Source organism: Roseateles toxinivorans (assembly GCF_004362525.1).
GTDB classification, from domain to species: Bacteria; Pseudomonadota; Gammaproteobacteria; order Burkholderiales; family Burkholderiaceae_C; genus Paucibacter; species Paucibacter toxinivorans.
Genome location: NZ_SNXS01000002.1, coordinates 954,046 through 978,552 on the forward strand (window position 1 = coordinate 954,046; position 24,507 = coordinate 978,552).

Below are 24,507 nucleotides of genomic sequence, written 5' to 3' on the forward strand. Positions count from 1 at the left end.
ACCGACATGAGCAGCGAAGAAGCACGCGTCCAGCGTTCGAGTCGTGGTTTCACGCTCGTCGAGATGCTGATCGTGCTCGCCATCATGGGCGTGCTGGCGGCGGCGGCGCGGCCCATTCTCGAGCTGTCGGTGCAGCGCAGCCAGGAGTTCGCCCTGCGCGAGGCGCTGCGCACCCTGCGCACCGGCATCGATGCCTACAAGAAGGCGGCCGAGGCCGGACGGATTGCGGTCGCGGCCGATGCCTCGGGCTACCCACCCAGCCTGCAGGCCCTGGTGCAGGGTGTGCCCGACGCCAAATCGCCCAAGGACATCAAGCTCTACTTCCTGCGTCGCCTTCCCCGCGACCCGTTCTCGGACCCCACGGTACCGGCCGAAGACAGCTGGGGCCAGCGCAGCTCGGATAGTCCGCCCGATGCACCGCAGGCCGGCCGCGATGTGTTCGATGTGTTCTCGCGCTCGGAGCGCGTGGCGCTGGACGGCAGCAAGGTGAAGGACTGGTGATGAAGGCTTCCAAGGGCTTCACCCTGATCGAGCTGCTGGTGGTGATGAGCATCGTCGCCCTGCTGGCCTCCATCGTTGCGCCGCGCTACTTCGCCAGTCTGCAGCGCTCGAAGGAGACGGCGCTGCGCACCTCGCTGAACGTGATGCGCGATGCCATCGATCAATACGCCGCCGACCGTGGCCGCTATCCCGAGACCCTGGAGGAGCTGGCCCAGGCACGCTACATCCGCGGCGTGCCCGAAGACCCGCTGACCGGCAGCGTCGAGACCTGGGTGCTGGTCACCCCGCCGCCCGATCTGCCGCTGAAGGGCTCGCTGTACGACGTGCGCAGCGGCGCCGCCGGTCGTGCGGCCGACGGGCGGCTGTATGCGGATTGGTAGCAGGACAAGGCCGCAGGCCGGGTTTACCTACATCGGCCTGCTGCTGTTCGTCGCCATCACCGGTGCCGCCCTGGCCGCCCTGGGTCAGGCCTGGACCACGGCGGTGCAGCGCGAGAAGGAGCGCGAGCTGGAGTTTCGCGGCCGCGAGATCGCTCAGGCCATTCAGTCCTACCGTATGGCCAGCCCGGCCCAGGCCAATCAGCCGCCGCAGTATCCGCGCAGCCTGGACGATCTGCTGGTCGATGCCCGCCAGCTCAAGCCGCGCCATCACCTGCGCCGGCTCTATCCCGACCCGCTGACCGGCAAGGCCGACTGGGTGCTGATCCCGGACCCGGCCAACCCGCAGGCCTTTCATGGCCTGCGCAGCCGCTCCGAGCAGCAGCTGATGCGCCGCCAGCGGCCCGACGGGACGCCGCTGCTGAAAGCCTCGGAATGGGTCTTTCTGGCCCAGGACGGTGCGCCTGCCGCACCGGCGCAGGGAGCCTCGGCCCCCGATGGCAATGCCTCGGGAATTCCCTGACACGGAATCTGGCCCCGCTCTACCGCGCAGGGCTGGTAATTACCCGAATCCCCCCTTGTTCGAGGGGTGGGCAACTCAGGATGTCAAGTGAATACCGCGCGCCCACAATCGATTACTCAATGTTGTGGAGTGTTTTCACTAATATTTCACATATTGCATCGCCGGGTTTGCTGATGCTTTGGTACCACCAGGGCTGCACAGCTCGCGCCAAACCGTGGTGTGCAACACCAAAACCATTGGTAAAAGGGCTTGTATATGAAGAAGATGTTGAAAACAGCGCTGGCCACCGCGGCACTCGCCGGCATGGGCCTCGCGCAAGCGGCGGTCATCACCTTTGATGGCCTGGCGGATTCGCCATTTGCCACCGGTATGCCTCTGCTGGGCCATGACGACGAGTTCTATCAGGCCGGCTACTGGCTGGCGCCCTTCTCCAACCAGGCCGGCGCCACGGCAGGTGACCTGGTGGGCGCGATTGTTGACGGTTCCGATCTGGCCAACACCTGCTGGAGCGTGGCCTGCCCGACCAATAACTCGAGCAAGTTTTTCACCGCGCTGAATGACGGCGCCTTCGCGATGGGCGCATTGAGCGGTCAGGGCTTCAAGCTGGACAGCTTCCAGGCCAGCTTTGTCGGCGCCGGCGGCGAGGTGTTTCCGAGCACGACGCTGCTGCTGCGCATCCAGGGTGCCAAGGTCGGTGGCGGCTCGCTGACGGCCCAGTTCAATCTGCCGGGTCAGAGCGGCGGTGTGTTCAGCTTCCAGAACTACGCCACCAGCGGCGCATTTGCCTCCCAGCTGTTCACCAATGTGATTTTCTACGGTCTGGCCTGCAATGCCCAGGGCAGCTGCTCGGCCTTCTCGTCCGACAAGGGCCAGTTCGCGCTGGACAACATCGCTGTGACGGCAGTTCCTGAGCCGTCCAGCTGGCTGATGATGGGTCTGGGTCTGGCCGCCTTCGGCGCCTTCGCCCGTCGCCGCAACGCCGCCTGATCCAACGATCAGCGCCGCACGCCGCATCCGCCAAATTTAAAGGAATCTTCAATGAAACTACGTCCCGTTTCCCTGGCCGCCCTGGCCCTGTTCGCCGGCATGAGCACCCATGCCATTGCCCAGGAACGCCGCACCTACATCGTCCAGCTGACCGGTGAGCCCGCCGCCACCTATGCCGGTGGTGTGGACGGCTATGCCGCCACCCGCGTCACCGAAGGCCAGCGCTTCGTGTTCCAGGCCGACGCCGTCCAGGCCTATGTCGGCTATCTGGAAGGCAAGCAGAAGAGCGTTGCCGCCATCGTCGGCAACGCGCCCATCCTGGCCACCTACACCACGGTGCTGAACGGCTTTGCCGCCAGCCTGACCGAGTCCGAAGTGCAGCAACTGCGTGCCAGCTCGCTGGTGCTGGACATCCAGGCCGACGAGCCTCGCCAGCTGCTGACCACCACCACCTCCAAGTTCCTGGGCCTCAGCGCCCCCGGCGGCCTGTGGTCGCAGACCGTGGGCGGCAACCTGAACAAGGGCGAGAACATCGTCATCGGCATCATTGACAGCGGCATCTGGCCCGAGAACCCCGCCTTCGCCGACCGCGTTGACGGCATGGGCGTGCCGACGCACGACCTGAACGGCACGCAAGTCTATGGCGCACCTGCGGGTTGGGCCGGCGCTTGCGTCCCCGGCACCGGCTTCAACCCTGCCACCCATTGCAACAACAAGCTGATCGGTGCGCGCTACTTCAATACCGGCTTCAAGGCCGGCCAGCCGGTCCTGCACTGGACCGACTTCGCCGACTCGCCGCGTGACTCCGGCTCCGGCGGACCCGCCGGCAACAGCGGCCATGGCGGCCACGGCACGCACACCGCCTCCACCGCCGGCGGCAACAGCCTGAACCCGGCCACCGTCAGCGGCATTGCCATGGGCGATGCCTCCGGCATGGCCCCGCGGGCCCGCATCGCGGCCTACAAGGTTTGCTGGACCTTCCCGAACGCCGCTGCCACCGATGGCACCGGCAGCCAGAACACCTGCTACAGCTCGGACAGCGTGGCCGCCATCGACCGCGCGGTGCAGGACGGCGTCAATGTGCTGAACTACTCGATCAGCGGCAGCCAGACCTCGGTCAATGACCCCGTCGAGCAGGCCTTCCTGCGCGCGGCCAATGCCGGCGTCTTCGTCGCCGCCTCGGCCGGCAACAGCGGCCCCGGCAATGCCGTGGCCCACGTCAGCCCCTGGCTGACCACTGTCGCGGCCTCCACGCACGACCGCTTCAACCAGGGTGATGTGAACCTGGGCAATGGCGCCAAGTACTCGGGCGCCTCGCTGAACGTGACACCGCTGGGTTCGTCGCCGATGATCCGCGCCGAAGACGCCGGCATGGGCGGTGGCAACGCCAATCTGTGCTTCAGCTCCAGCCCCCCGGCGGGCCAGGTCCTGCTGGACCCCGCCAAGGTCGCCGGCAAGATCGTCGTCTGCACCCGCGGCAACAACGCCCGTGTCGACAAGAGCTTTGCGGTCGCCCAGGCAGGTGGCGTCGGCATGGTGATGGCCGACAACGGCTCCGGCCTGGTCGCCGAAGCCCACTCGGTGCCGACGGTCCATGTCAGCGCCGCCGACGGTGCCCTGGTCAAGGCCTACGCCGCGGGTGCCAACCCCACCGGCGCGATCTCGGCCTTCTACCCCGGCAGCGTGCCCGCCCCGGTGATGGCCAGCTTCTCGTCGCGCGGCCCGAACATGGGTGACGCGAACATGCTCAAGCCCGATCTGACCGCGCCCGGCGTGGACGTGATCGCCGGCGTGACCTACGACCTGACGATGGCCGAGAAGGATGCCGTGGCCGCTGGCACCTGGACGCCGCCTGCAGACTTCGCCTCCTACCAGGGCACCTCGATGTCCAGCCCGCACATTGCCGGCCTGAGCGCCCTGCTGAAGCAGGCGCACCCGAGCTGGTCGCCGGCCGCCATCAAGTCCGCCTTGATGACGACGACGATGTCGACGCTGAACGACGGCCAGGCCGGCATGGCCAATGGCCTGCTGCCCTGGGCGCAGGGCACCGGCCATGTTGTGCCGAACAAGGCCACCGACCCGGGCCTGGTGTTCGACAACAGCAACATCGACTGGATCCGTTACCAGTGCAAGGCCAACCGGACGGCCGTCACGGCATCCGAATGCAGCACCTACGGCACGCTGGACGAGACCTACAACGTCAATCTGCCCAGCATCACCGTGGGCGCCGTCACCGGCTCGACGACCGTGACCCGCCGTGTCAAGAATGTGGGCGGCTCCACGGCCACCTATACGCCGACCATCGTGGCACCGACCGGCTTCACCGCCGTGGTTGCACCGGCGTCGCTGACCCTGACCGATGGCGCCACCGGCACCTTCACCGTCAAGCTGACGGCTGCGGGCGCCGCCGAGAACGTGTGGGGTTACGGTTCGCTGACCTGGAGCGATGGCACGCACAACGTCAAGATCCCGGTCACCGCACGCGTGGGCAAGGCCATCACCGCTCCGGCGGAGCTGACCGCCACCTCGGCTGCAGGCACCCGCCTGGTGACGGTCAAGACCGGCTTTGCCGGCCGCATGACCGCCAACAAGGGTGGCCTGAAGGACGTGGTCATGGGTGACCAGGCCAGCCTGGCCCCGGGCGCGCTGACCTCGGCCGGCCTGAAGACGGCCTGCACGAACGGCAACGATCTGGCCAACGTCAAGGTCTATAACGTGGCCATCCCGGCCGGTACCATCGTCGCCCGTTTCGCCCTGCGCGATGCGGACGTCGGCACCGACGGTGATGACAACGACATGGGCCTGCTGACACCCGGCGGTACCTGGATCTATTCGGGCAGAGACGGCTCGAACGAGGATGTGCAGATTGACAGCCCGGCCGCCGGCAACTACAAGGTCTGCGTGGTCGCCTACGGTGGCGCTGCAACGATGACGCACCGCCTGTCCAACTGGGTGGTGACGCCCGCCGATGTGGGCGGCAAGTTCAACGTCATGCTGCCGGGTCAGGTCTATGCCGCAGGCACCTCGACGGTGGGCTTCGCATGGTCCGGCCTGGGAGCCAACGGCCGCTATGTCGGTGGCGTCCAGTTTAAGGACGCCGGCGGCGTGGTGCAAGCCACGACCGTGGTCCGTGTCGACACCGGTGCAGCTCCGCTGTCCGCGTCGACCAAGGACCTGTCGCCGAAGGCGCTGTCCAAGCTGAACTGATGTGAATGAAGCGGGCCACCTCACGGTGGCCCAACCTTCAGGAGGCCGCAGGCGTGATGCTTGCGGCCTTTTTCATTTACTGCGTCGAGCTGGCCGGCCCGGCCTTGTTCAGCTGGCAGCGGCCGGCCACGCAGCTGGCCCCCGGATCGGGCAGGTACTGACAGTTGGACAGCATGCCGCTGCGCGCCTGTTCTTCGGCCTGCAGCTTGGCATGGCGCTCGACCAGGGGCTTCAGCGCAGCCTCGTCTGTCTGCTTCGACGACCATGCCAGATAGCCGCCCGGGCCGCCGCAGGGCTTGTGGCCCACGCCTATGCTGCGGCATTGGGCCTGGCTGTCGCAGGGCGCGTCCCCAACCTGGGCAACGATGCGCGGCCACAGCGCTGCGCTGGTTTCTGGCGTGGCTGCTTCAGGCCTGCCGGCGCAGGCGCTGCCGAGCAGGGCCAGCAAGAGCAGCAGCGGCGGGCGATAGGGTGTGTTTGTCATGCCCGATGCTCGGGCATCGCGGGCGCGCTGGCAAGCGCTCGTCAGAAGCGGCCCTGTGCCCGCAGCATCAAGGCGGCTTCGCTCGGGGCGTCGGCCTGGTGGCCCGGCTGGCTGCGCAGGGCAAGCACGGCGTCCAGCCACAGCGGCTGGCCGCTGGCGAGCTTGTAGGGCCGGCCGTAGCTCAGCTCCAGCAATTGTTCGCGACCGGTGGGCACCAGGCTGGCGATGCGCTGGCTGCGCTGCTGCATGCCAAATTCATCCAGCCCCGACACCACATTCATCTGCAGCTGGCCCGACACGGCGCGCATCGGCTGCGACAGCGACAGGGTCAGGCGGTCACCGTCCACCCACCGGTTGGCGCCGGCCAGGCCCAGAGACCAGGACTGGGTGCGCTGCGCGCTCAGGCCGGTGATCAGGCTGTCGGCACTGAGATAGCCGGGCGTGCGGCCGAAGGCGGCTTGCGCGCCCAGGGCCCAGCCCGGAGCGAGCTGCCAGCCGGCGGCAAAGCTGATGGCCTGGGTGCGCGCCTGACCCGCCAAGGCCAGGCCACCGGCGGACTGTGTGCCCAGATAGGCGCCGCGCTCCTGCGTGCCCGACCATGACAGGCTCAGCGCGGTGTGCGTGAACTGGCGCTGCAATTCGACCACGGCGGCCTCGGCGCGGCCCGAGTCGGCGAGCAGGCCGAACTGGCCCTGCCATGCCGGCTTGAGGCCGGAGCTCAGCACGCCCGCCTTCAGCCGCAGGCCACCGGCCAGCGGCAGGCTGCCACCGGCATAGGCGGCATTCGGCACCAGGCCCAGATAGGGGTTGGCCAGCGCGCTGATGCCGCGCAGAGCTTCACCGGTGGCGGTGCCGGTCAGGCCGAAGTACTGATTCGCCAGGCCCAGACCGAAGGCCTGCTCCAGGCCGTCATCCTTGGCGCGGCTGACATAGCCGAAGGCGGCCAGCTTCTGCTGGCTGTTGCGCCCCAGAAACGGCAGCGGTGCGGCGGCCGGCTGCACTTCGGGCATTTGCAGCGCCAGGGTGAAGCGGCTGCCATCGGCCAGCACCTGCTCGGTGACCTGCAGCCGGCCGCTGTGCTCGGCCAGCATCTGGTCCAGCGACAGGGCCTGGGGCTTGGTCACATTGGCACCCAGATCGGCCTGGAAATCGCGCTGGTAGTCGTCGAAGGCGATGACCTTCAGGCCGCTGTTCTTGGCCAGGGTCCAGATGCCGCCCAGCGCCGGCGATGGGTTGATCTTGCTGTCCAGCACCTTGATCGTGCGGCCGTTCCAACTGGTGGTGGTGACGTTGCCGACCGGCTGCATCGCCTTCTCGACATTGATCAGTCCACGGCCATAGACCGCGTCGATGCCGGGCGCGCCCAGATCGGTGGCGGTGACGAACAGGATATTCGCCACCTGATCGGCGCGCAGCGTCTTCCAGCGGCTCTTGATCAACGCGGCGGCGCCGCTGACCACGGGCGTGGCCATCGAGGTGCCGCTCATGCTGGCGTAGCCGGTGCCCAGATACGACGAGGTAAGGCCCACACCGGGTGCGACGACGAACCAGGCGGCGGTATCGCCGGCGCGGTTGCTGAACGAGGCGATGACGTTCCTGGAGTCGACCGCGCCGACGGCAATGATCTGGTTGTTGGCCCAGGTCTCCCTGGCAAAACGCGCCGGCCAGCCGGGATTGGCCAGACCGTCGTTGCCGGCGGCGGCGACGATCAACAGGCCCTTGCCGATCGCGTACTTCATCGCGCTGGTGTCGCCGGGCTGGCTGCCGCCCAGACTCATGTTGGCGATGTCGGCACGGCCGGCGATGGCGCGCAGTGCGGCGTCGCTCATGCCGGTATTGCCCGCGCCCTTGTCGTTCAGGACCTTCATCGGCAAGAGGCTGGCCTCGAAGGCCACGCCCATCATGCCAATGCTGTTGCGGCTGGCGCCAATCAGCCCGGCCACATGGCTGCCGTGGCCCTGGCGATCCATCGTGTCGGTCGCGGCGCCGCTGCCGCTGAAATTGCTGCCTGTCAGCAGGCGGCCGCTGGCGGCGAACTCGCCGTGCTTGTTGTTCAGCCCGGTGTCCAGCACGGCCACGGTCACGCCCTTGCCGGTGGCGCCCAGCGCGTAGGCGGCACTGGCCTTGATCTGGGTGATGTAGTTGCTGCGGTTCAGCTCGGCCGTGGCGGCTGCCGTCTGCGCGTGGACCTGCGCCGCGACCAGGCAGGCGAGGGCGGCAATGGCAAGACTCAGAGCGGTGGGGCGACGGTGCATGGCGGACTCCAGGATCTTGAAACATCGATCTGGGCAAGCGCCTGAACACAAGGAGTTGAGCCCTTGCGGCGGCCCCGCTGGCATGCAGCACAGCGCTGCTGTACTGGGTAGCCCGGAAGCTTTGCGTCTCCGGCTTTCGCCGGATTTGCCCTGGACGTCTGGCGGTGCGCCAGCGTCCGGCTCAATGGTAGGGGTTGATGATGGGTTTGGGGGCGGTTTGTCGAGGTGGCGCCGTGAAGGGCGTCACGCTGGTGGACACCAGCCACGTCGTCAGGCGCCGACCCCCGTGATCGCCCGTGCCACCGGGAGATACTTCTCCAAGATTTCCACCATCGTTCTTGCATCCGCCTTGGACAGCGGTGGAAATGGAGATCGGTAGGAGGTGTCGTTGCGCCGGTCGTGTGCGCGGATGACGGCCGCCATCTCGGGGGCAGACAGTTTCAGGTCGGCGCTGACGCGCTGGATGGCCAGGGCACGACCGGATTCCTTGGTGCGTACTTCGTGGAATTCGAGCACCGCTTGCACCAACTGGTGATAGCCCTCGTAGGCATTCGTGAAGGTCTGCATGGGCTCGGTCGCTACCGGCACGCCTGCGAGCAGTGTCTTCGACAGCAGCAGAAAATTCTCGGCATTCTTCAGAAAACCGGCCACGGCGCCGGGCGTGGGCTGGACGGCTTCGAGCGCTCGCGTCTTGATCAGGTTGTCGTATTCAATCGGTCTTGGCATACGGAAGAACCTCCAGCCTGGGTCCGCCGGCGATTTGGGAGACCACCGGGTCGTTCGCGACCAGATCACGCCATTCCGCCGGTTCGTAGACGTTGAATTGCACCCTGCGTCCGAGCGTTTGCTGCAGCCGGCTGGTGACCTCGAACAGTTCCAGTTGAGGCACCAGGCCGATCACCATAACGTCTATGTCGCTCTGACTGGTGTCTGTGCCTTTTACCACCGAACCAAAGACAAAGGCCTTCTCAATGCGGTCCGCATAGGGTTGCAGGGCTTCGCGAACCGGTTCGATGAGACCGAAAGTCTTCAGGGCGATGCTTCTGAGCTCGGGGTAGAGGAAGAACTCGGTGTTGGCTCGAATGCTGCGTTGACGTCCCCTGCGCGGCTCCTCGACGAGCACGCCGGCCTGCACCAGGCGGTCGATCTGCTGCTGGGCGCTACCTCGACCCGCTGCAGCGCTGCGCAGCAATTCTTGAAGGGTGAACGAGCGGTCCGGGCGGGTCAGCGTCGTGCCCAGCACGCGCTGGACCGTGGGGGTGAAGAGAAAGTCCACGGAACTCATGTAATCCCTGAATAGTGGATGAACATCCCTATTATAGGTACTTCCCTGGAATGGGGATATAAATCCCTATTCCAGGGATTTTCTCGTCCATTCGCAAGGAATCAAGCCGCCCGCAGGCAATCGACGATCTTCAGCCTTGCTGCGCGCCAGGCCGGCACGAATCCGCCCAGCAGGCCCATGAACAGGGCGAAGGCCAGCGTCTGCACGACGATGCCAGGAGTCAGCTTGAACTGAAAGGCCAGTTCGGAGAAGGTCTGGAAATTGGTCGTGGAAATGTCCACGCTCTGCATCAGCGCGGCCAGCCCCAAGCCGATCAGGCCGCCGACCAGGGACAGCAGCAGCGACTCGCCCAGGAACGCGATCAGCACCGCGCCGCGCCGGAAACCCAGCGCGCGCAGCGTGCCGATCTCGCCGATGCGCGAGGCCACGGCGGCGAACATGGTGATCATCGCGCCGACGATGGCGCCGATCGAGAAGATCACCGACAGCGCCGTGCCCAGGATGCTGATGAAATTGGCCAGCGCCTCGGACTGGTCGGCATAGAAGCGCTGCTCGCGCTTGGGCTCGACGGTCAGGCGCGGGTCGGCGTCCAGCGTGGCCTTGATGCCATCGAAGGCGTCGACGCGGCCCAGGCGGAACACCACGCTGGAGAAGGCCTGGCGGCGGAAGGCCTGCATCATCTGGTTGGCGTCGCCCCAGATCTCGGAGTCGAAGCCGGTGCGGCCGGCATCGAACACACCCACCACCACCCAGTCGCGGCCGGCAAAGCGCAGGCTGTCGCCCAGCTTGGCGCCCTGAAAGCCCTTGGCCACGGCGGAGCCGGTGATAATCTCCGAGGTGCCTGGCCGGAACATGCGGCCCTCGACCAGCCTGACCTGGGGGCGCAGCTGCAGACCGATCTCGGACGTGCCGCGCACCGTCACATTGCTGGGCTTGCCGCTGCCGCTCTTGGGCAGATTGTTCAGCACCACCGGCTCTTTGCTGACCAGGGGCCGGCCCTCGGCGCTCAGCGCAATGCCGGGCAGGCTCTCGATGATGGCGGCCTGGTCCCGCGTGATACCCGAGTTGATCTCGGCACCGGCGCCCTTGCGCAGGACCATCACATTGTCCGGCTGGCCGGTGGCCACAAGCGTGGCGCGTATGCCCTCGCTCATCATCAGCACGGTGGCGAACACATAGACGACCAGGGCCATGCCGCCGGCCGTCAGCAGGGTGGTGACGCGCCGCACCCAGAGGTTGCGGGCGATGTAGGACAGGGGGATGGCTTTCACTTCTCCGCCGCGCTGCGCGCGCCCTTCGCCGCAGGAAACGTGGAGCGGCAGGGACGAGGGCGCGCCGGCCGCTGCGGGCTGAAGCCTTGCCCGGCCCTGGACGGACCGGACTCCGGCTTCTCTATGCCCGCTGCGACCGGCCCGCCCTCGCCCCTGCTGCAGCCGATGTGCGGGCTCGCCAATCCGCGAGCCACGGGCACTACTCTGGGTTGGGGGCCAACAGCGTATCCGCAGAGGGGGTGGGGGGCCGGCCATGGCGGGCATAAAGAAGCTGGAGGTCGGTCCGAAGGGACCGGCCCAAGCTTCAGCCCGTCGTGGCCGGCCCCCCGCCCCCTCCGCCACGCGAACAACTCCAGGCGCCAAGCACCGACACCCAGTGGCAAGTCGATCAATTCCATCTCAGCCCCCGCATTCCGGCCTGCGGCCTGCATACGGGCTACGCCACATGACGCAGCCCTTGAACGATATCGATACGGCTCATCTTCCACGCCGGCCAGGCGGCGGCCACCAGGCCGACGATCAGCGCGGCCCCCATCTGCAGCGCCATGGTGCCGGCCGAGACATGAAAGCGCGGCAGCAGGCTGCCCACGGCCGCACCAAAGCCGCTGGCCAGCGGCAGGGTCAGCAGCAGGCCCAGCAGGCCGCCCAGCAGCGCGATGAACAGGCTCTCGCCGAACAGCAGCTTGACGACGAACTCGGGCGGGAAGCCCAGCGCCTTGAGCGTGGCGTATTCGGCCAGTCGCTCGCGGGCCGTCATCGTCATGGTGTTGGCCATCACCGCCATGATGATGATGACAATGATGAAGCTGACCGCCTGTATGGCCACCAGGATGGCCTCGCTCATCGACACAAAGCCGAGCTGGAAGGCCTTCTCGGTCTCGGTCAGCGTTTCGGCCAGCGAGTTCTTGAAGGCGGTGTCCACCCGCTGCGAGATCAGCGCGGCGTTGTTCGGTTCGTTGATGCCGACGATGTAGACGCCCACCGTGTCCGCGCGATTGCCCAGGCGCTTGCGCAGGCTCTCGTTGATATAGGCCCAGTGGAACAGCAACTGGTTCTCGTCGGTGCTGGCCTCGGCGCCGGTCCAGATACCGCGTATCGTGAAGTTCCAGGTGCCGGGGTAGATGGTGCCCTTGATGGGCACCACGTCGCCGAGCTTCCAGCCGAACTTGTCGGCCAGCTTCTTGCCGACCACGCAGCCCTTGCGGTCCCGGTAGAAGGCCAGCTTCTCCTCGTCGGTCAGCTGGTACTCCGGGTACAGGGCCAGATAGCTTTGCGGATCGACGGCGAACTGCGGGAAGAAGTTGCGTGGTTCCTGGTAGATGCCGCCAAACCAGTTCGACCAGGAGATGCCGGTCACGCCGTCGATGGCCTTGATGCGGCCGGCGTAGCTCAGCGGCAGGCTGAAGGTCAGCGAGACCGCGCTGCGCGTCACCAGCCGGGTGCTGGAACTGCTCTCGACGCCGGCATACCAGGCGCTGACGATGGTGCGTAGCAGGCCGAAGGCGCAGATCGCCACCACCAGGCCGACCATCGTCAGGCCGGTGCGCAGCTTGTGGCGGAAGGCGTTCTTCAGCAGCAGCTTGAACAGGAACATGGTGCGTTGCCGTTCGCGTCAGGCCGGGGCGTCGTCGACCAGCACGCCCTTTTCCAGGTGCACCATGCGCCGCGCGCGCGAGGCCGCCTTGGGGTCGTGCGTCACCATCACGATGGTCTTGCCCAGGCTGCGGTTCAGGTTGTCGAGCAGGCTCAGCACCTCTTCGCCGGTGACGCGGTCGAGGTCGCCGGTCGGTTCGTCGGCGACGATCAGCGTCGGGTCGCTGACCAGGGCGCGGGCAATCGCCACGCGCTGCTGCTGACCGCCGGACAGCTCGTTGGGATAGTGGTCCATGCGGTCGGTCAGCCTCACCATCTCCAGCGCCGCCTGCACATGCTGCTTGCGTTGCCTTGACGACAGGCTGGTCAGCAGCAGCGGCAGCTCGACGTTCTCGAAAGCCGTCAGGACCGGCATCAGGTTGTAGAACTGGAAGATGAAGCCGACGTTGGCGGCGCGCCAGTCGGCCAGCGCGGCCTCGCTCAAGGTGGCGATGTCGACGCCGCCGATATGGATGCTGCCGGAGCTGGGCTTGTCGATGCCGGCGATCAGGTTCAGCAGCGTGCTCTTGCCCGAGCCGCTGGGGCCCATCAGCGCGACGAAGTCGCCGGCGGGCACGTCCAGATCGATGTTCAGCAGCACCGGGATCTGCTGATCGGCGCGGGTGTAGGACTTGGACAGCCCACGAATGCAAATGAGGGCTTCCTCGCTCATTTGGCGCTGACACTCACCTTGGCGCCGGTCTGCAGCCTGGCATCGGGCTTGAGCACCAGCTTGTCGCCGGCCTTCAGCGCGCCGCTCACTTCCAATGCATCGCCGAGCTTGCGGCCGGTCTTGACCTCGACCGCCTCGACGGTCTGTGCGCCGGCCTCGCCCTGGATGCGCAGCACCAGCCTCTTGCCGTCGCGCTCGAGCACGCTGCCCGGATTGACGGCCAGCACCTTCTGCTGGTCGGCCTCGCTGGCAGCCTGGGACAGGAAGCTGACCTTGGCGCTCATCTCGGGCAGGATGCGCGGGTCCAGCTTCTCGAACTGGATCTTGGTCATGACGGTCGCCTTGGCGCGGTCCACCGTCGGCACGATGCTGCCGACCTTGCCGCGCAGGCGCAGCTCGGGCAGGGCGTCCAGCGTGATCTCGACCGGCTGGCCGATGGTGGCCTTGGACAGATTGCTCTCCGACACATCGGCCTCGACCTCCAGGGTGCTCATATCGGCCATCGTCACCACCGCGCCCTGGCTGCCGGCGGCGCTGGAGAAGGGCGTGATGATGTCGCCCACGTTCGCGTTCTTCACCAGCACCACGCCATCGAAGGGCGCGCGGATCTCGGTGAAGTCCTGGTTCACCTGCTGCACCCGGGTTTGCGCCTGGGCCTGGGCGACGCTGGCCTGGGCCTGGGCCACGGCGGCCTGGGCGGTGGCCAGCGAGGCGCGGGCGGCGTCGAAGCGGCGCTGCGTGGCCTCCAGGCTTTGCGCCGAGATGAAGCCCTGGCCCTGCAGGCTCTGCGCCCGCTTGAACTCGGCCTCGGCATTCAGCTGCTCCACCTGGGCCTGGCGCACGCCGGTCTCGGCCTGGCGCTGCGCGGCCTCGGCCTGGCGCACGCCGGCCTGGGTGGCAGCCATCGCCGCCTGCACATCGCTGGCGTCCAGCCGCGCCAGCAGATCGCCCTTCCTGACCTTGCTGCCCTCGCGCACATTCAGCTCCAGCAGCCGCCCCGTCGCCTTGGAGGCCACAGCCGCACGGCGCTGGGCGACGACATAGCCCGAGGCGGTGAGCTGCACATATTGCTGCGAGGGATAGCTGACCAGCACGGCCGTGGCCTGCACATCCTGCGAGCGCGGCATCAGAGCCACGGCCGCGGCGCCGGCCAGCAGCACCGCCACCACCGCCCAGCGCACCCAGCGGCGGCGCTTGCGCGCGACCGGCGCGCTGCGATCGATCTTGAGCTGGGTCAGCGAAGCCTTGTCGTTCTCTGCCATGGTGCTATGCGCTTGTGCTTGGAGTGAGCGCATTGTGCACGGCGCGGCGCTCCGATCGTTACCATCTCCGTCCATGACACGCTTCAAGCCCTGCCTGATGCAAGGCCTCATGCCGTTCGCACCGGCCTGGGGCCTGCTGCTCTGCTTGGCCACGCCGTTGGCGCTGGGCGAGCCAACGCCCTGCAGCGCCATGAACACCCAGGCCGAGGCCCTGCGTCAGCTCAACGATTTGCGTGCCCGGGGCGGGAGTTGCGGGGCCTCCGCCTTTGCCGCCGCCCCATCGCTGCGCTGGGACGAACGCCTGGCGCAATCGGCCCATGGCTATGCGCGCGAGCTGGCCGAGCGCGATCAGATCGATCCGCTGCGCCACAGCGTGTTGCGCGACCGCTTCCGCGCGGCGGGCTACCGCCTGCGCCTGGCCGGCGAGAACCTGGCCGCCGGCCCCGAGCAGGTGGACGAGCTGCTGGCCCTGTGGCTGACCAGTCCGGCGCATTGCGCCAATCTGCTGGAGCCACGATTCGTCGATGTAGGCATGGCCTGCGTGCCTGGTCGTGCCAGTGGCGAGCCCTTCTGGGTGCTGCACCTGGGGCGCGGCTTGCAGGAGTAGCAGCTGGCGATCAGCAGCCCTCGATGCTGTGGTTGATGATGCGGTCACTGCGTTCGTTGACGATGTAGCGGACCACGCAGCTGAAGGTCACCGGGCCCTTGGGCCCTTTGAGTTGTGCCGACCGGGCATAGAGGTGGACGAGCGTGCCGTCACCGCTGCGGGTGCTCGACTTCGGTGCCCCCAGCTTGGCAAACAGCTCCTGCGTGCGTGCGCCATGCCAATGGTCCAGGCTGCGGTCGAACTCGGTGCGGCGCTGCGCGTCGGTCTGCGCGGGGGCGGGGCGTGCAGCGGGTGGCGGTGGGGCGGGCAGCGGCTTGGGCGGCGGCGCCGAGGCACAGCCGGCCAGCAGCCCCAACGCGATCAATGCCAGTCTCCAGGGTTGCTGCTTCATGCCGGGTTTCCATGCGCCCGGATCGGGCCCAGCGGTCAGTGTGCCGGCATTCGGCGCCTGTGACGCGCCGAGCATGTATCCAAAAGGAACAGAAGCGTTGTGGCTACAGCGCGCGCTGCACGCGCAGCACGGTCGCATCGCCCGGCACCGGCTCCACCTTGAAGTGGAGCCTGCGTGCCAGCATCAGCATTGACGTGTTCGCCGCGGTCACCCAGCCTTCCATCGTCTTGTAGCCATCGCGCCGCGCCCGGCGCAGCAGACTGGCGAGCAGGCGGCGGGCGATGCCGGTGCCGCGCCAGTCTTCGGCCACGGTGATCGCGAACTCGCAGGTCTCGACATCGCCCGGAGCCGTGGCGACGTACTGCGCGGCCGCAACGATGTCGATGCCGTCGGCGGCCGGAATCGTTACCACGAAGGCAAACTCGCGGCCGGGCTGCGGGCGCACCCCGCGCTCAAGGGCGATATCACTGATGCGTTTCTTGTGCTGCATGAAGCGGCTGTAGCGCGACTCGGGCGACAGCCGCTCGAAGGCCTGCACAATCTCCGCCGCATCGGTCTCGGCAATCGCGCGCAGCGTCACCTCGCGGCCATTGCGCAGGACGATGCGCCGCGGACGAAAGCGGGGCGGCGGCTTCACACGCGCAACTCGCGCCGCAGGATCTTGCCGATATTGGTCTTGGGCAGGGGCTCGCTGCGGAACTCGACGATGCGCGGCATCTTGTAGCCGGTCAGGTGCTGCTTGCAATGGGCGAGCAGCTCGGCCTCGGTCAGCGCCGGATCCTTGCGGACCACCACCACCTTGACCGCTTCACCGGAGCGATCATCGGGCACGCCGATCGCTCCGGCCTCCAGCACGCCGGGGTGCATGGTCAGCACATCCTCGACCTCGTTGGGGAAGACCTTGAAACCGGAGACCACGATCATGTCCTTCTTGCGGTCGGTGATGCGTATGCCACCGCGCTCGTCCATCAGGCCCATGTCGCCGGTGCGCAGCCAGCCGTTCGCTGTGAACACCTTGGCGGTTTCCTCCGGCCGCTGCCAGTAGCCCTGCATCACCTGCGGCCCGCGCAGGCAGATCTCGCCCACCTGACCCGGTGCGACGGGCTTGTCGTCGTCGCCGAGGATGGCGGCTTCGGTGCTGGGCAGTGGCACGCCGATCTGGCCGCTCCACTCCTGGATGGTGACCGGGTTGGCGATCGCCACCGGTGCGCTCTCGGTGAGGCCATAGCCCTCAACCAGGGGCACGCCGGCGCGCTCCTTCCAGCGATGGGCGATCACATGCTGCACGGCCATGCCCCCGGCCACCGCGAGCTTCAGATGATGCAGATCGACATCGGCGAAATCCGGTGTGTCGAGCATGGCGCGGAACAGGGTGTTCACGCCGATGATGGCGGTAAAGCGCGTCTGCCTGAGCGCCTTGAGGAAGGCCGGCATGTCGCGCGGGTTGGCGATCAGCAGAATCTGCGCACCCTTGCTGAAGAAGGACAGGCAGCCGGTCAGTGCGAACACGTGATACAGCGGCAGCGGAATGACCACGGTCTCCTGGCCGTCGATCAGATTGGGCGACATCCAGGCCGCCACCTGCAGCACATTGGCCACCATATTGCCGTGGCTGAGCATCGTGCCCTTGGCCACGCCGGTGGTGCCTCCGGTGTACTGCAGGAAGGCCAGGTCGTCGCGGGTCAGCGGCACGTCGTCGAGCGCCTGCGCACGGCCGGCGGCCAGCACCTGCCTGAAGTCCACCGCACCGGGCAGCCGCCATGGCGGCACCTGCTTGCGCACCTGCTTGACGACGAAGTTCGTCAGCAGCCGCTTCAGCGGCGGCAGCAGGTCGCCGGCCTGCGTCGTGATCACCCTGCGTACCGACGTGGCCTTGATGACCTGCTCCAGCGTGTGCGCGAAGTTCTCCAGCACCACGATGACGGTGGCGCCGGAGTCGCTGAGCTGGTGCTCGAGCTCGCGTGGCGTGTAGAGCGGGTTGACGTTGACCGCCACCATGCCGGCGCGCAGCACGCCGAACAGCGCCACCGGGTACTGCAGCAGATTGGGCAGCATCAGGGCGACGCGATCGCCGCGCCGCAGCTGGGCCACCTGCTGCAGCCAGGCCGCAAAGGCGCGGCTGGCCTCGTCGAGCTGCCGGTAGGTCATGACCGTGCCCATCGAGTTGAAGGCGGGCAGGTCGGCAAAGCGCGCGCAGCTGGAGGCCAGCACTTCCTTCAGCGAGGCGAACTGTTCGATGTCGATCTCGGCCGGAACCCCGGGCGGGTACTGGACGAGCCATGGCTTGTTCATCTGTGCCGCTCCTTGCCGCGGGACAGGGCCCGCGTGCACGGCCGAGTATGCGGCCTTGGTGGCAGCCCGGGACTGCGCTGGAACAAGGGAATGGCGCAATCGGTGGTGCGCGCCGGATTCAGGCCCAGGCCGCGCAGATCACCCCGCCGCCCAGGCAGACCTCGCCGTCGTAGAGCACGGCCGACTGACCCGGCGTGACGGCCCATTGCCTGTCGGCGAAGCTCAACTTGAAGCCGGCCTCGGTGGGCTCGAAGCCGCAGGCGGCGTCGCTCTGACGGTAGCGGCTCTTGGCCGCGTAGGCACCTGTTGGCGGCGGGTGGCCGGCCGCCCAGCTGACGTCTTCGGCCGTCAGGGCGGTGTACTGCAGCCAGGGGTGCTCATGGCCCTGCACGATGTACAGCGTGTTGGTCGCCATGTCCTTGCGCGCCACGAACCAGGGCTCGTGCTCGCCGCCGCCGCGCGGTGCGCCCTTCTCCTTGACGCCGCCCACGCCTATGCCCTTGCGCTGGCCCAGGGTGTAGAAGCTGAGCCCCACATGCTCGCCGAGCTTGCGGCCGCGATCGTCCTTGATGGGCCCGGGCTGATGCGACAGATAGCGGTTCAGGAATTCGCGGAACGGCCGCTCGCCGATGAAGCAGATGCCGGTCGAGTCCTTCTTCTTCGCGTTGGGCAGGCCGATCTCCTCGGCCAGGCGGCGCACCTCGGTCTTGGGCAGTTCGCCGACCGGGAACAGGGTGCTGGCCAGCTGGGCCTGGTTCAGACGGTGCAGGAAATAGCTCTGATCCTTCAGCGGGTCCAGGCCCTTCAACAACTCGAAACTGTTGTTGCGCTCCCGCACCCGGGCATAGTGGCCGGTGGCGATCTTCTCGGCGCCGAGGCGCATCGCATGGTCCAGAAAGGCCTTGAACTTGATCTCGGCATTGCACAGTATGTCGGGGTTGGGCGTGCGGCCGGCCTGGTACTCGCGCAGGAACTCGGCGAACACGCGGTCCTTGTAGTCGGCGGCGAAGTTGACGTGCTCGATCTCGATGCCGATCACATCGGCCACGGCCGCGGCGTCGACGAAGTCGATATTCGACGAGCAGTATTCGCTGTCGTCGTCATCTTCCCAGTTCTTCATGAAGATGCCGACCACCTCGTGGCCCTGCTGCTTGAGCAGCCAGGCGCTCACCGCCGAATCGACACCGCCGCTCAGGCCCACCACCACGCGTTGTTTTTTACTGTTCATCACCATCGGCGGATTTTATCGACCGGCCCCCGGTCCGGTCGGCGCGGGGCCTTTGCTCAGGTGAGTTCGGGCAAACAGGCTTCCAGCAACCGCGCCATATGCACACCGGCCTGGGCCGCGTGGGCCAGCACCGCCTCTATCGTGTCCGGCTGCTGGTGCTTGGAACCGGTGGCGACATTGCAGATCGCCGATAGGCCCAGCGCGTGCAGCCCGGCGTGGTTGGCGGCAATCACTTCCAGCACGGTGGACATGCCCACCGCGTCGCCGCCGGCCAGGCGCATGAAGCGGCGCTCGGCCGAGGTCTCCAGCGAGGGGCCCGGCGTGGCCACATAGATGCCGCGCTGCAGCGGCGTGCCCAGCCTGGCGGCCTGCGTCGCGACAAGCTCGCGGTGCGCCGGCCAGTAGGCCCGCGACAGGTCGGGGAAGCGCAGGCCCAGTCGCTCGTCATTGGGGCCGGTCAGTGGATTGACGCCCAGCAGATTGATGTGGTCGTCGATCAGCATCACCTCGCCGGGGGCGAAGTCGGGGTTCAGTGCGCCGGCGGCGTTGGTGACGATCAGGTGGCGGCAGCCCAGGCGTTGCATCGCATAGACCGGGCAGGCCACGTCCTGCGCGCTCCAGCCCTCGTACAGATGAAAACGCCCCTGCATGGCGACGACGCGGCGGCCGGCGAGAAGCCCCAGCACCAGCTGGCCGGCATGGCCAGGCGCGGTGGAGGTGGGCAGGCCGTCGATCTCGGCATAGGGGATGCGACGTGCGTCGCCGATGGCGTCCACCATCCGGCCCAGGCCCGAGCCCAGTATCAGGCCGACTTCCAAGCCCTCGCCCACGCCATGCCGCTGCAGCGAGGCCTTGATGCGATCCACTCGTTCCATCATCTGACTCATCGGTGTTTCTCCGGCGTGCCGAACATTGCCGCAATCGCCGCCGGGTTGGCGGCGCAGACTCCCCGCTCGGTGATCAGCCCGGTGACCAGGCGCGCGGGCGTGACATCGAAGCCCGGATTGGTTGAGCAGGAGCTGCCGTGCGGGGCGATGCGCACGGTCTCCAAGCGCCCGTCGGCGGCAATGCCGCTGACCATGGCGATCTCGTCCGCCGAGCGGTTTTCTATGGTGATCTCGCGCAGGCCGTCGCTGACCGTCAGGTCCAGCGTTGGCGAGGGCATGGCGACGTAAAAGGGCACATCGTTGTCATGCGCGGCCAGCGCTTTCAGATAGGTGCCTATCTTGTTGCAGACGTCGCCATGGGCCGTCACGCGGTCGGCGCCGACGATGCACAGGTCGACCTGACCATGCTGCATCAGATGACCGCCGGCGTTGTCCACGATCAGGCTGTGCGGCACGCCGTGCCGCCCCAGCTCCCAGGCCGTCAGCGAGGCGCCCTGGTTGCGCGGCCGGGTCTCATCCACCCAGACATGCAGCTCAATGCCGGCGTCGAAGGCCTGGTAGATGGCCGAGGTGGCCGTGCCCCAGTCCACCGTGGCCAGCCAGCCGGCATTGCAGTGGGTCAGGATGTTCAGCCGGCGGCCGGGATGGCGCGCTGCGGCGGCCTTGATCAGGGCCAGGCCGTGATGGCCCAGGCTCTGGTTGATGGCCACGTCCTCGTTGCACAGCTCGGCCGCCAGCAGATAGGCCATCTGCCTGCGGTCCGCCGCCGGCGCCGGGCGCAGCTGGCGGCTCAGGCGATCCAGCGCCCAGCGCAGATTGACGGCGGTCGGCCGGGTGGCCAGCAGGCGCGCGCAGGCCTCGTCCAGCGCCGCATCCGAGGCCTCTTCGCGCATCGCCAGGGCCAGGCCGTAGGCGGCGGCGGCGCCTATCAGCGGCGCGCCGCGCACCCACATATCGCGGATCGCGACTTCGACCTCGGCGCAGCTACACAGGCGCCGCGTCTCCAGGTAATGGGGCAGGGCGCGCTGGTCGATCACGCCGACCGCGCCATCGGGCTCGCGCCATATGGTGCGCCAGGCTTCTCCGTTGATCAGCATCTTGACCTCTCAGCGCAGCATCGCGGCGACATTGCCGCCGTCGACGCAGATGATGTTGCCGGTGGACTTGGTGAGCTGGGCCGACAGCACGAAGGCCTGGGCCACATCGTCGGCCGTGACCTCCCGTTCCAGCAGATTGCCGGCCATGTACTGGGCCTCGCTGACGCCGCGCGCCTGGGCGCGGCTGGCGATCATCTGCTCGTTGAGCAGGCCCGAGCGTATGCGGTCGGCATTGACGGCGTTGACGCGTATGCCGTCGCGGCCGTGCTCCAGCGCGTACTGCCGCACCAGAGCCAGCAGCGCCGCCTTGGCTGTGCCGTAGGCGCCGAAGTCGGGGCCCGGGTTGACCGCCTGCTTGGACACGTTGAACAGCAGCGCACCGCCCATGCCCTGCGTCTGCATGATGCGTACCGTGGCACGCGCCACATTCTGGTGGCCGAAGAAATTGACCTCGAAGCTGCGGCGCAGTGCGGCATCCTCCAGGCCCAGCATGCTGCCCTGGGTGGCCATGCCGGCGTTGGACACCAGCACATCGATGCCGCCGAAGCGCCGCACCACCGCATCGAAGGCGGCCTGCACCGACACGACATCGCAAACGTCGCATTGCAGCGCCAGCGCGTGGCGGCCTATCGACTGGGCGACGGCCTGCGCCGCATGGCCGTCAAGATCGAGCAGGGCCACCTCGGCGCCGCGGGCCGCAAAGGCCTTCGCGGTGGCCGCGCCAATGCCGCTGCCGGCGCCGGTGATCACGACCACGCGGCCCTGCTCGGGTGGCGGCAAGGTCCTGCCCAGCTTGGCCTGCTCCAGCGACCAGTACTCCATGTCGAACTCGTCGGCCTCGCCGACCGGCGTGTAGCGGCCTATCGCCTCGGCCTGGGTCACGACCTGCATCCAGCATTCGATGATGTCGGCATTGACCGCCGCCTCGGCGGCCGAGCGGCCCACACCCAGGAGCCCCAGATGGGGCACAACGATGGCGCGGGGCAGGCGGTCCAGCTCGATCTTGATGCCGCCGACGCGGGTGTTGTTGCGGCGGAAGTAGGCGTGGTAGTGGTCCTGGAAGCCGGCCAGATGGCCGCGCAGGCTCAGTGCCCAGTCGTCTATCCGGCCCTGCTCAGGGGCTTCCAGCACCATGGGCCGGCCCTTCATCCTGATCACATGGTCTGGCGTGGCCACACCGCGTTGAGCTGCCTTGCTTCGGCCCAGTCCCGATGAGAAGGCCAGCGCCGCCGGTGAATCGCGCAGATCGAATACCCAGTGGCGGCCCTGCAGAGGCGACTGCTCGGCATAGGCGGCGCGCAGATGCGGGGCGATATCGGCGATGCGGGCCAGGTTGGCCGGGGCTGCCTCGGTGGGCGATGCCGGGGCGGCCCGCCGGGCAATGAAGTCCTCGGCCAGCGTGACGAATTCGATCATCCGCTCGTAGCTTTGCCGGGCCGTGTCGCCGAACGAGAACAGGCCATGCTGGGCCAGCAGCAGGCCCTGGGCCTCGGGCCGGGCCTCGACCGCGCGAGCCACCACCTGGGCCAGCTCGAAGCCGGGCATCACGTACGGAATCCAGATCAGCCGCTCGCCGTAGATCTGCTGGCACAGCGCCTCGCTGTCGGGCTGGTCGGCGATCACCATTGCCGCCACCGCATGGGTATGGTCGATGTAGCGGGCTGGTACATAGGCGTGGAGCAGGGTCTCGACCGAGGGCGTCGGCGCATTGCAGTCGAGCAGGTTCAGGCGCAGGACATTGACCATATCGGGGTCCGACAACTGGGCCAGCTGGCGCAGCCGCTGCAGCGGGCCCAAGCGCACCGCCGGATGGCCGGCCGGCTCGATCTTGGCCAGATCCCAGCCGCTGCCCTTGACGCACAGCACCTCGACCTCGTCGCCGAACACATCGCGCTGGGTCAGCTTGACCGAGGTGTTGCCGCCGCCATGCAGCACCAGGCTGGGGTCACCGCCCAGCAGCCGCGCCGAATAGGTGCGCAGCGCCAGCTCTGCCGGCACGTGCTGGTAGTTGTCGATAAAGCGCTGAGCTTCGTCGGGCTTCCACAAACTCTTCATGCTGCTGATGCCTGAGGTTGAACAGGGCACAGCGTAGCGGGCCGCGGGCGCGGCGACCAGCGTTGGATCAAAAAATAGCTTCATCGCCGCCGGACGCGGGCGCCGAGGCGCGCAGGAGACTGGGCGAGCCCGCAGCTCCGTGTCCCCCGGGCGCTGCGCGCCCTCCTCCTTTACCTACGCTGCGGGCCCACCCAGCCTCCTGCTTGTGCCACTTCGGTGCTCTGCAACGCACGCCCGCAGCCCGAGTCACGCTACCACCGGGGCCCCGGAAAGCGGCGATGAACCGAAAAGCCGGGGAGTCAGTCGCGCAGCTCTGGGGAATAGACGGTGGCGTCCGTTGTCACCAGATTCAGCTGGTGGCGGATGCCGACCAGATGGTCTTCGATGCAGCGCAGCAGCAGCGGGCTGCGGTGGCGATCGACGCTGGCGCGTATCTCGTCCACCGTCATCCACAGCGTGCGCAGGATGCCGGTGTCCAGCTGCAGGCCGGGCAGTTCATCGCCGACCGTGCCGCAGAAGGCGAAGCGCATATAGGTCACGTCTTCGCCGCTGGCCTGCCGGTGAAAGCGCGACAGATAGACGCCCAGCAGCGCCTCGGGCTTGAAGGGCCGCATCGTCTCTTCCAGCGTTTCGCGCACAACCGCCTGCTCGGGCGACTCGGCCGGGTCCAGGTGGCCCGCCGGGTTGTTCAGCTTCAGGCCCTCGGGGGTCTGCTCCTCGATCAGCAGATAGCGGCCGTCCTGCTCGATGATGGCCGCGACGGTGACGCTGGGCTTCCAGCGCAAATCATTGTTGCTCATGGTTCCCTCGTGTCGTTCAGGCCCAGCGCGCCATTGACCATGGCCAGTATCGTCTCGCGGGCCTGGGCGAATTCCTCGCCGTCGGGCGTCGGCTTGCCCAGCAGCATGCCGGTCTGCCAGGCGAAGTCGGCATAGGTCTGTGTCATGGCCCAGAGGGTGAACAACAGGTGCGGCACCGGCACGCGCTTGATCTGGCCGGCGGCCATCCATTGCTCCAGCAGGGCCGTCTCGGCCTTGAAGGCGGGCAGCAGCTTGGCCTCGATGTCGGCCGCGCAGAGCGGGGCCTGGGCCATGATCTCCAGCGCGAACAGCCTTGAACCGGTCGGGTTGTCGAACGAGAACTGGAGCTTTTGCGTTACATAGCGCTCCAGCGCCTGGCGTGGCGTCGAGGCCGGATCGGCCAGCTCGCTGAGGTCCTGCACCCAGGCGTCGAGCACGTCGTTGAAGACGCGCCGGTACAGCGACTCCTTGGTGGCGAAGTAGTACAGGAGGCTCTGCTTGGACATGCCGGCGCTGGCCGCAATGTCATCCACCGACACGCCCTCGTAGCCGTGGCGGGCGAAGCGCTCCTGCGCGGCGGCCAGCAGCTTGGTCTCGGTCTGCTGGCGTTTGGTGGTGCGGTTGTCGCTCATCGCTGGGTCTCGTTTTCTGCTGCTGACCCTAAGCAAACCGGAGGTTGCAAGGCCTAGGTGT

23 protein-coding genes and 1 riboswitch are annotated in these 24,507 nt (G+C 67.5%); of the genes, 6 read left to right on the forward strand and 17 right to left on the reverse strand.

Features of this window, described 5'->3' with window-relative positions:
• The first annotated feature begins 6 nt into the window (after positions 1-6).
• From DES47_RS10125 to DES47_RS10145, 5 genes are all read left to right on the forward strand, one after another.
• Positions 7-501, forward strand: a complete 495-nt coding sequence (locus DES47_RS10125) for a type II secretion system protein (protein WP_133700533.1) — start codon at positions 7-9, stop codon at positions 499-501.
• Positions 501-881, forward strand: coding sequence for a type II secretion system protein (locus DES47_RS10130; RefSeq protein WP_133700534.1), 381 nt, complete (start codon positions 501-503; stop codon positions 879-881). The genes DES47_RS10125 and DES47_RS10130 overlap by 1 nt, the downstream gene beginning before the upstream one ends.
• The gene (locus tag DES47_RS10135; RefSeq protein WP_133700535.1) at positions 868-1,401 is read left to right on the forward strand and encodes a type II secretion system protein; all 534 of its coding nucleotides are present in this window, start codon (positions 868-870) and stop codon (positions 1,399-1,401) included. The genes DES47_RS10130 and DES47_RS10135 overlap by 14 nt, the downstream gene beginning before the upstream one ends.
• Positions 1,402-1,656: 255 nt before the next feature.
• Entirely contained in the window at positions 1,657-2,388 is a 732-nt protein-coding gene (locus tag DES47_RS28710) for an NF038120 family PEP-CTERM protein (RefSeq protein WP_166651945.1), read from the forward strand.
• Positions 2,389-2,439: 51 nt separating this feature from the next.
• Complete coding sequence (locus DES47_RS10145; RefSeq protein ID WP_133700536.1) at positions 2,440-5,595, forward strand: S8 family peptidase; 3,156 nt, start codon at positions 2,440-2,442, stop codon at positions 5,593-5,595.
• A 76-nt stretch (positions 5,596-5,671) separates the two neighbouring features.
• Here DES47_RS10145 and DES47_RS10150 read toward each other — a convergent pair whose 3' ends face one another.
• The 8 genes from DES47_RS10150 to DES47_RS10185 all read right to left on the reverse strand — a co-directional run bounded on the left by DES47_RS10150 (position 5,672) and on the right by DES47_RS10185 (position 14,457).
• The gene (locus DES47_RS10150; RefSeq protein WP_133700537.1) at positions 5,672-6,079 is read right to left on the reverse strand and encodes a hypothetical protein; all 408 of its coding nucleotides are present in this window, start codon (positions 6,077-6,079) and stop codon (positions 5,672-5,674) included.
• 41 nt (positions 6,080-6,120) lie between these two features.
• Positions 6,121-8,334 carry a S8 family peptidase gene (locus DES47_RS10155; protein WP_133700538.1) on the reverse strand — a complete coding sequence of 738 codons (2,214 nt, stop codon included), beginning with the start codon at positions 8,332-8,334 and terminating at the stop codon, positions 6,121-6,123.
• Between the two features lie 64 nt (positions 8,335-8,398).
• A riboswitch (cyclic di-GMP riboswitch) is annotated at positions 8,399-8,494 on the reverse strand.
• 110 nt (positions 8,495-8,604) lie between these two features.
• Entirely contained in the window at positions 8,605-9,060 is a 456-nt protein-coding gene (locus DES47_RS10160; RefSeq protein WP_133700539.1) for a hypothetical protein, read from the reverse strand.
• The gene (locus DES47_RS10165) at positions 9,044-9,619 is read right to left on the reverse strand and encodes a nucleotidyltransferase domain-containing protein (protein ID WP_133700540.1); all 576 of its coding nucleotides are present in this window, start codon (positions 9,617-9,619) and stop codon (positions 9,044-9,046) included. Before DES47_RS10165 ends, DES47_RS10160 begins: the two co-directional genes overlap by 17 nt.
• Positions 9,620-9,720: 101 nt before the next feature.
• Positions 9,721-10,890: an ABC transporter permease gene (locus tag DES47_RS10170; protein ID WP_243748246.1), complete on the reverse strand. Its 1,170-nt coding sequence runs from the start codon at positions 10,888-10,890 to the stop codon at positions 9,721-9,723.
• A 436-nt stretch (positions 10,891-11,326) separates the two neighbouring features.
• The gene (locus DES47_RS10175) at positions 11,327-12,484 is read right to left on the reverse strand and encodes an ABC transporter permease (protein ID WP_133700542.1); all 1,158 of its coding nucleotides are present in this window, start codon (positions 12,482-12,484) and stop codon (positions 11,327-11,329) included.
• Positions 12,485-12,502: 18 nt separating this feature from the next.
• Positions 12,503-13,195 (reverse strand): ABC transporter ATP-binding protein, encoded by a 693-nt coding sequence (locus DES47_RS10180; protein ID WP_133700543.1) that lies wholly within the window; start codon positions 13,193-13,195, stop codon positions 12,503-12,505.
• Positions 13,192-14,457 carry an efflux RND transporter periplasmic adaptor subunit gene (locus DES47_RS10185; RefSeq protein WP_133700544.1) on the reverse strand — a complete coding sequence of 422 codons (1,266 nt, stop codon included), beginning with the start codon at positions 14,455-14,457 and terminating at the stop codon, positions 13,192-13,194. The genes DES47_RS10180 and DES47_RS10185 overlap by 4 nt, the downstream gene beginning before the upstream one ends.
• Positions 14,458-14,530: 73 nt before the next feature.
• On the opposite strand from DES47_RS10185, the gene DES47_RS10190 reads away from it, so the two are divergent.
• The gene (locus tag DES47_RS10190) at positions 14,531-15,064 is read left to right on the forward strand and encodes a CAP domain-containing protein (RefSeq protein ID WP_166651946.1); all 534 of its coding nucleotides are present in this window, start codon (positions 14,531-14,533) and stop codon (positions 15,062-15,064) included.
• 10 nt (positions 15,065-15,074) lie between these two features.
• On the opposite strand, the gene DES47_RS10195 is transcribed toward DES47_RS10190, so the two are convergent.
• From DES47_RS10195 to DES47_RS10235, 9 genes are all read right to left on the reverse strand, one after another.
• On the reverse strand, positions 15,075-15,455 hold the full coding sequence (locus DES47_RS10195; RefSeq protein WP_133700546.1) for a hypothetical protein: 381 nt from the start codon (positions 15,453-15,455) through the stop codon (positions 15,075-15,077).
• Between the two features lie 103 nt (positions 15,456-15,558).
• Positions 15,559-16,092: a GNAT family N-acetyltransferase gene (locus DES47_RS10200; RefSeq protein WP_166651947.1), complete on the reverse strand. Its 534-nt coding sequence runs from the start codon at positions 16,090-16,092 to the stop codon at positions 15,559-15,561.
• The gene (locus DES47_RS10205; RefSeq protein ID WP_133700548.1) at positions 16,089-17,747 is read right to left on the reverse strand and encodes an AMP-binding protein; all 1,659 of its coding nucleotides are present in this window, start codon (positions 17,745-17,747) and stop codon (positions 16,089-16,091) included. Before DES47_RS10205 ends, DES47_RS10200 begins: the two co-directional genes overlap by 4 nt.
• 118 nt (positions 17,748-17,865) lie before the next feature.
• Positions 17,866-18,975: a tRNA 2-thiouridine(34) synthase MnmA gene (gene mnmA, locus DES47_RS10210; RefSeq protein ID WP_208114951.1), complete on the reverse strand. Its 1,110-nt coding sequence runs from the start codon at positions 18,973-18,975 to the stop codon at positions 17,866-17,868.
• 56 nt (positions 18,976-19,031) lie between these two features.
• A complete protein-coding gene (locus DES47_RS10215) occupies positions 19,032-19,862 on the reverse strand; it encodes a purine-nucleoside phosphorylase (protein ID WP_133700549.1) in 831 nt (276 codons plus the stop codon).
• The gene (gene mtnA / locus DES47_RS10220) at positions 19,859-20,959 is read right to left on the reverse strand and encodes an S-methyl-5-thioribose-1-phosphate isomerase (RefSeq protein ID WP_133700550.1); all 1,101 of its coding nucleotides are present in this window, start codon (positions 20,957-20,959) and stop codon (positions 19,859-19,861) included. The genes DES47_RS10215 and mtnA overlap by 4 nt, the downstream gene beginning before the upstream one ends.
• A 9-nt stretch (positions 20,960-20,968) precedes the next feature.
• Positions 20,969-23,014 (reverse strand): bifunctional aldolase/short-chain dehydrogenase, encoded by a 2,046-nt coding sequence (locus tag DES47_RS10225; RefSeq protein WP_133700551.1) that lies wholly within the window; start codon positions 23,012-23,014, stop codon positions 20,969-20,971.
• 299 nt (positions 23,015-23,313) lie between these two features.
• On the reverse strand, positions 23,314-23,814 hold the full coding sequence (locus DES47_RS10230) for an NUDIX hydrolase (RefSeq protein ID WP_133700552.1): 501 nt from the start codon (positions 23,812-23,814) through the stop codon (positions 23,314-23,316).
• On the reverse strand, positions 23,811-24,446 hold the full coding sequence (locus tag DES47_RS10235) for a TetR/AcrR family transcriptional regulator (protein ID WP_133700553.1): 636 nt from the start codon (positions 24,444-24,446) through the stop codon (positions 23,811-23,813). Before DES47_RS10235 ends, DES47_RS10230 begins: the two co-directional genes overlap by 4 nt.
• Positions 24,447-24,507 lie beyond the last annotated feature (61 nt).

Coding starts and splice junctions, on each gene's coding strand:
- DES47_RS10125 (WP_133700533.1), top strand. CDS start 7: ATGAGCAGCGAAGAAGCACGCGTCCAGCGTTCGAGTCGTGGTTTCACG.
- DES47_RS10130 (WP_133700534.1), top strand. CDS start 501: ATGAAGGCTTCCAAGGGCTTCACCCTGATCGAGCTGCTGGTGGTGATG.
- DES47_RS10135 (WP_133700535.1), top strand. CDS start 868: ATGCGGATTGGTAGCAGGACAAGGCCGCAGGCCGGGTTTACCTACATC.
- DES47_RS28710 (WP_166651945.1), top strand. CDS start 1,657: ATGAAGAAGATGTTGAAAACAGCGCTGGCCACCGCGGCACTCGCCGGC.
- DES47_RS10145 (WP_133700536.1), top strand. CDS start 2,440: ATGAAACTACGTCCCGTTTCCCTGGCCGCCCTGGCCCTGTTCGCCGGC.
- DES47_RS10150 (WP_133700537.1), bottom strand. CDS start 6,079: ATGACAAACACACCCTATCGCCCGCCGCTGCTGCTCTTGCTGGCCCTG.
- DES47_RS10155 (WP_133700538.1), bottom strand. CDS start 8,334: ATGCACCGTCGCCCCACCGCTCTGAGTCTTGCCATTGCCGCCCTCGCC.
- DES47_RS10160 (WP_133700539.1), bottom strand. CDS start 9,060: ATGCCAAGACCGATTGAATACGACAACCTGATCAAGACGCGAGCGCTC.
- DES47_RS10165 (WP_133700540.1), bottom strand. CDS start 9,619: ATGAGTTCCGTGGACTTTCTCTTCACCCCCACGGTCCAGCGCGTGCTG.
- DES47_RS10175 (WP_133700542.1), bottom strand. CDS start 12,484: ATGTTCCTGTTCAAGCTGCTGCTGAAGAACGCCTTCCGCCACAAGCTG.
- DES47_RS10180 (WP_133700543.1), bottom strand. CDS start 13,195: ATGAGCGAGGAAGCCCTCATTTGCATTCGTGGGCTGTCCAAGTCCTAC.
- DES47_RS10185 (WP_133700544.1), bottom strand. CDS start 14,457: ATGGCAGAGAACGACAAGGCTTCGCTGACCCAGCTCAAGATCGATCGC.
- DES47_RS10190 (WP_166651946.1), top strand. CDS start 14,531: ATGACACGCTTCAAGCCCTGCCTGATGCAAGGCCTCATGCCGTTCGCA.
- DES47_RS10195 (WP_133700546.1), bottom strand. CDS start 15,455: ATGAAGCAGCAACCCTGGAGACTGGCATTGATCGCGTTGGGGCTGCTG.
- DES47_RS10205 (WP_133700548.1), bottom strand. CDS start 17,747: ATGAACAAGCCATGGCTCGTCCAGTACCCGCCCGGGGTTCCGGCCGAG.
- mnmA (WP_208114951.1), bottom strand. CDS start 18,975: ATGAACAGTAAAAAACAACGCGTGGTGGTGGGCCTGAGCGGCGGTGTC.
- DES47_RS10215 (WP_133700549.1), bottom strand. CDS start 19,862: ATGAGTCAGATGATGGAACGAGTGGATCGCATCAAGGCCTCGCTGCAG.
- mtnA (WP_133700550.1), bottom strand. CDS start 20,959: ATGCTGATCAACGGAGAAGCCTGGCGCACCATATGGCGCGAGCCCGAT.
- DES47_RS10225 (WP_133700551.1), bottom strand. CDS start 23,014: ATGAAGAGTTTGTGGAAGCCCGACGAAGCTCAGCGCTTTATCGACAAC.
- DES47_RS10230 (WP_133700552.1), bottom strand. CDS start 23,814: ATGAGCAACAATGATTTGCGCTGGAAGCCCAGCGTCACCGTCGCGGCC.
- DES47_RS10235 (WP_133700553.1), bottom strand. CDS start 24,446: ATGAGCGACAACCGCACCACCAAACGCCAGCAGACCGAGACCAAGCTG.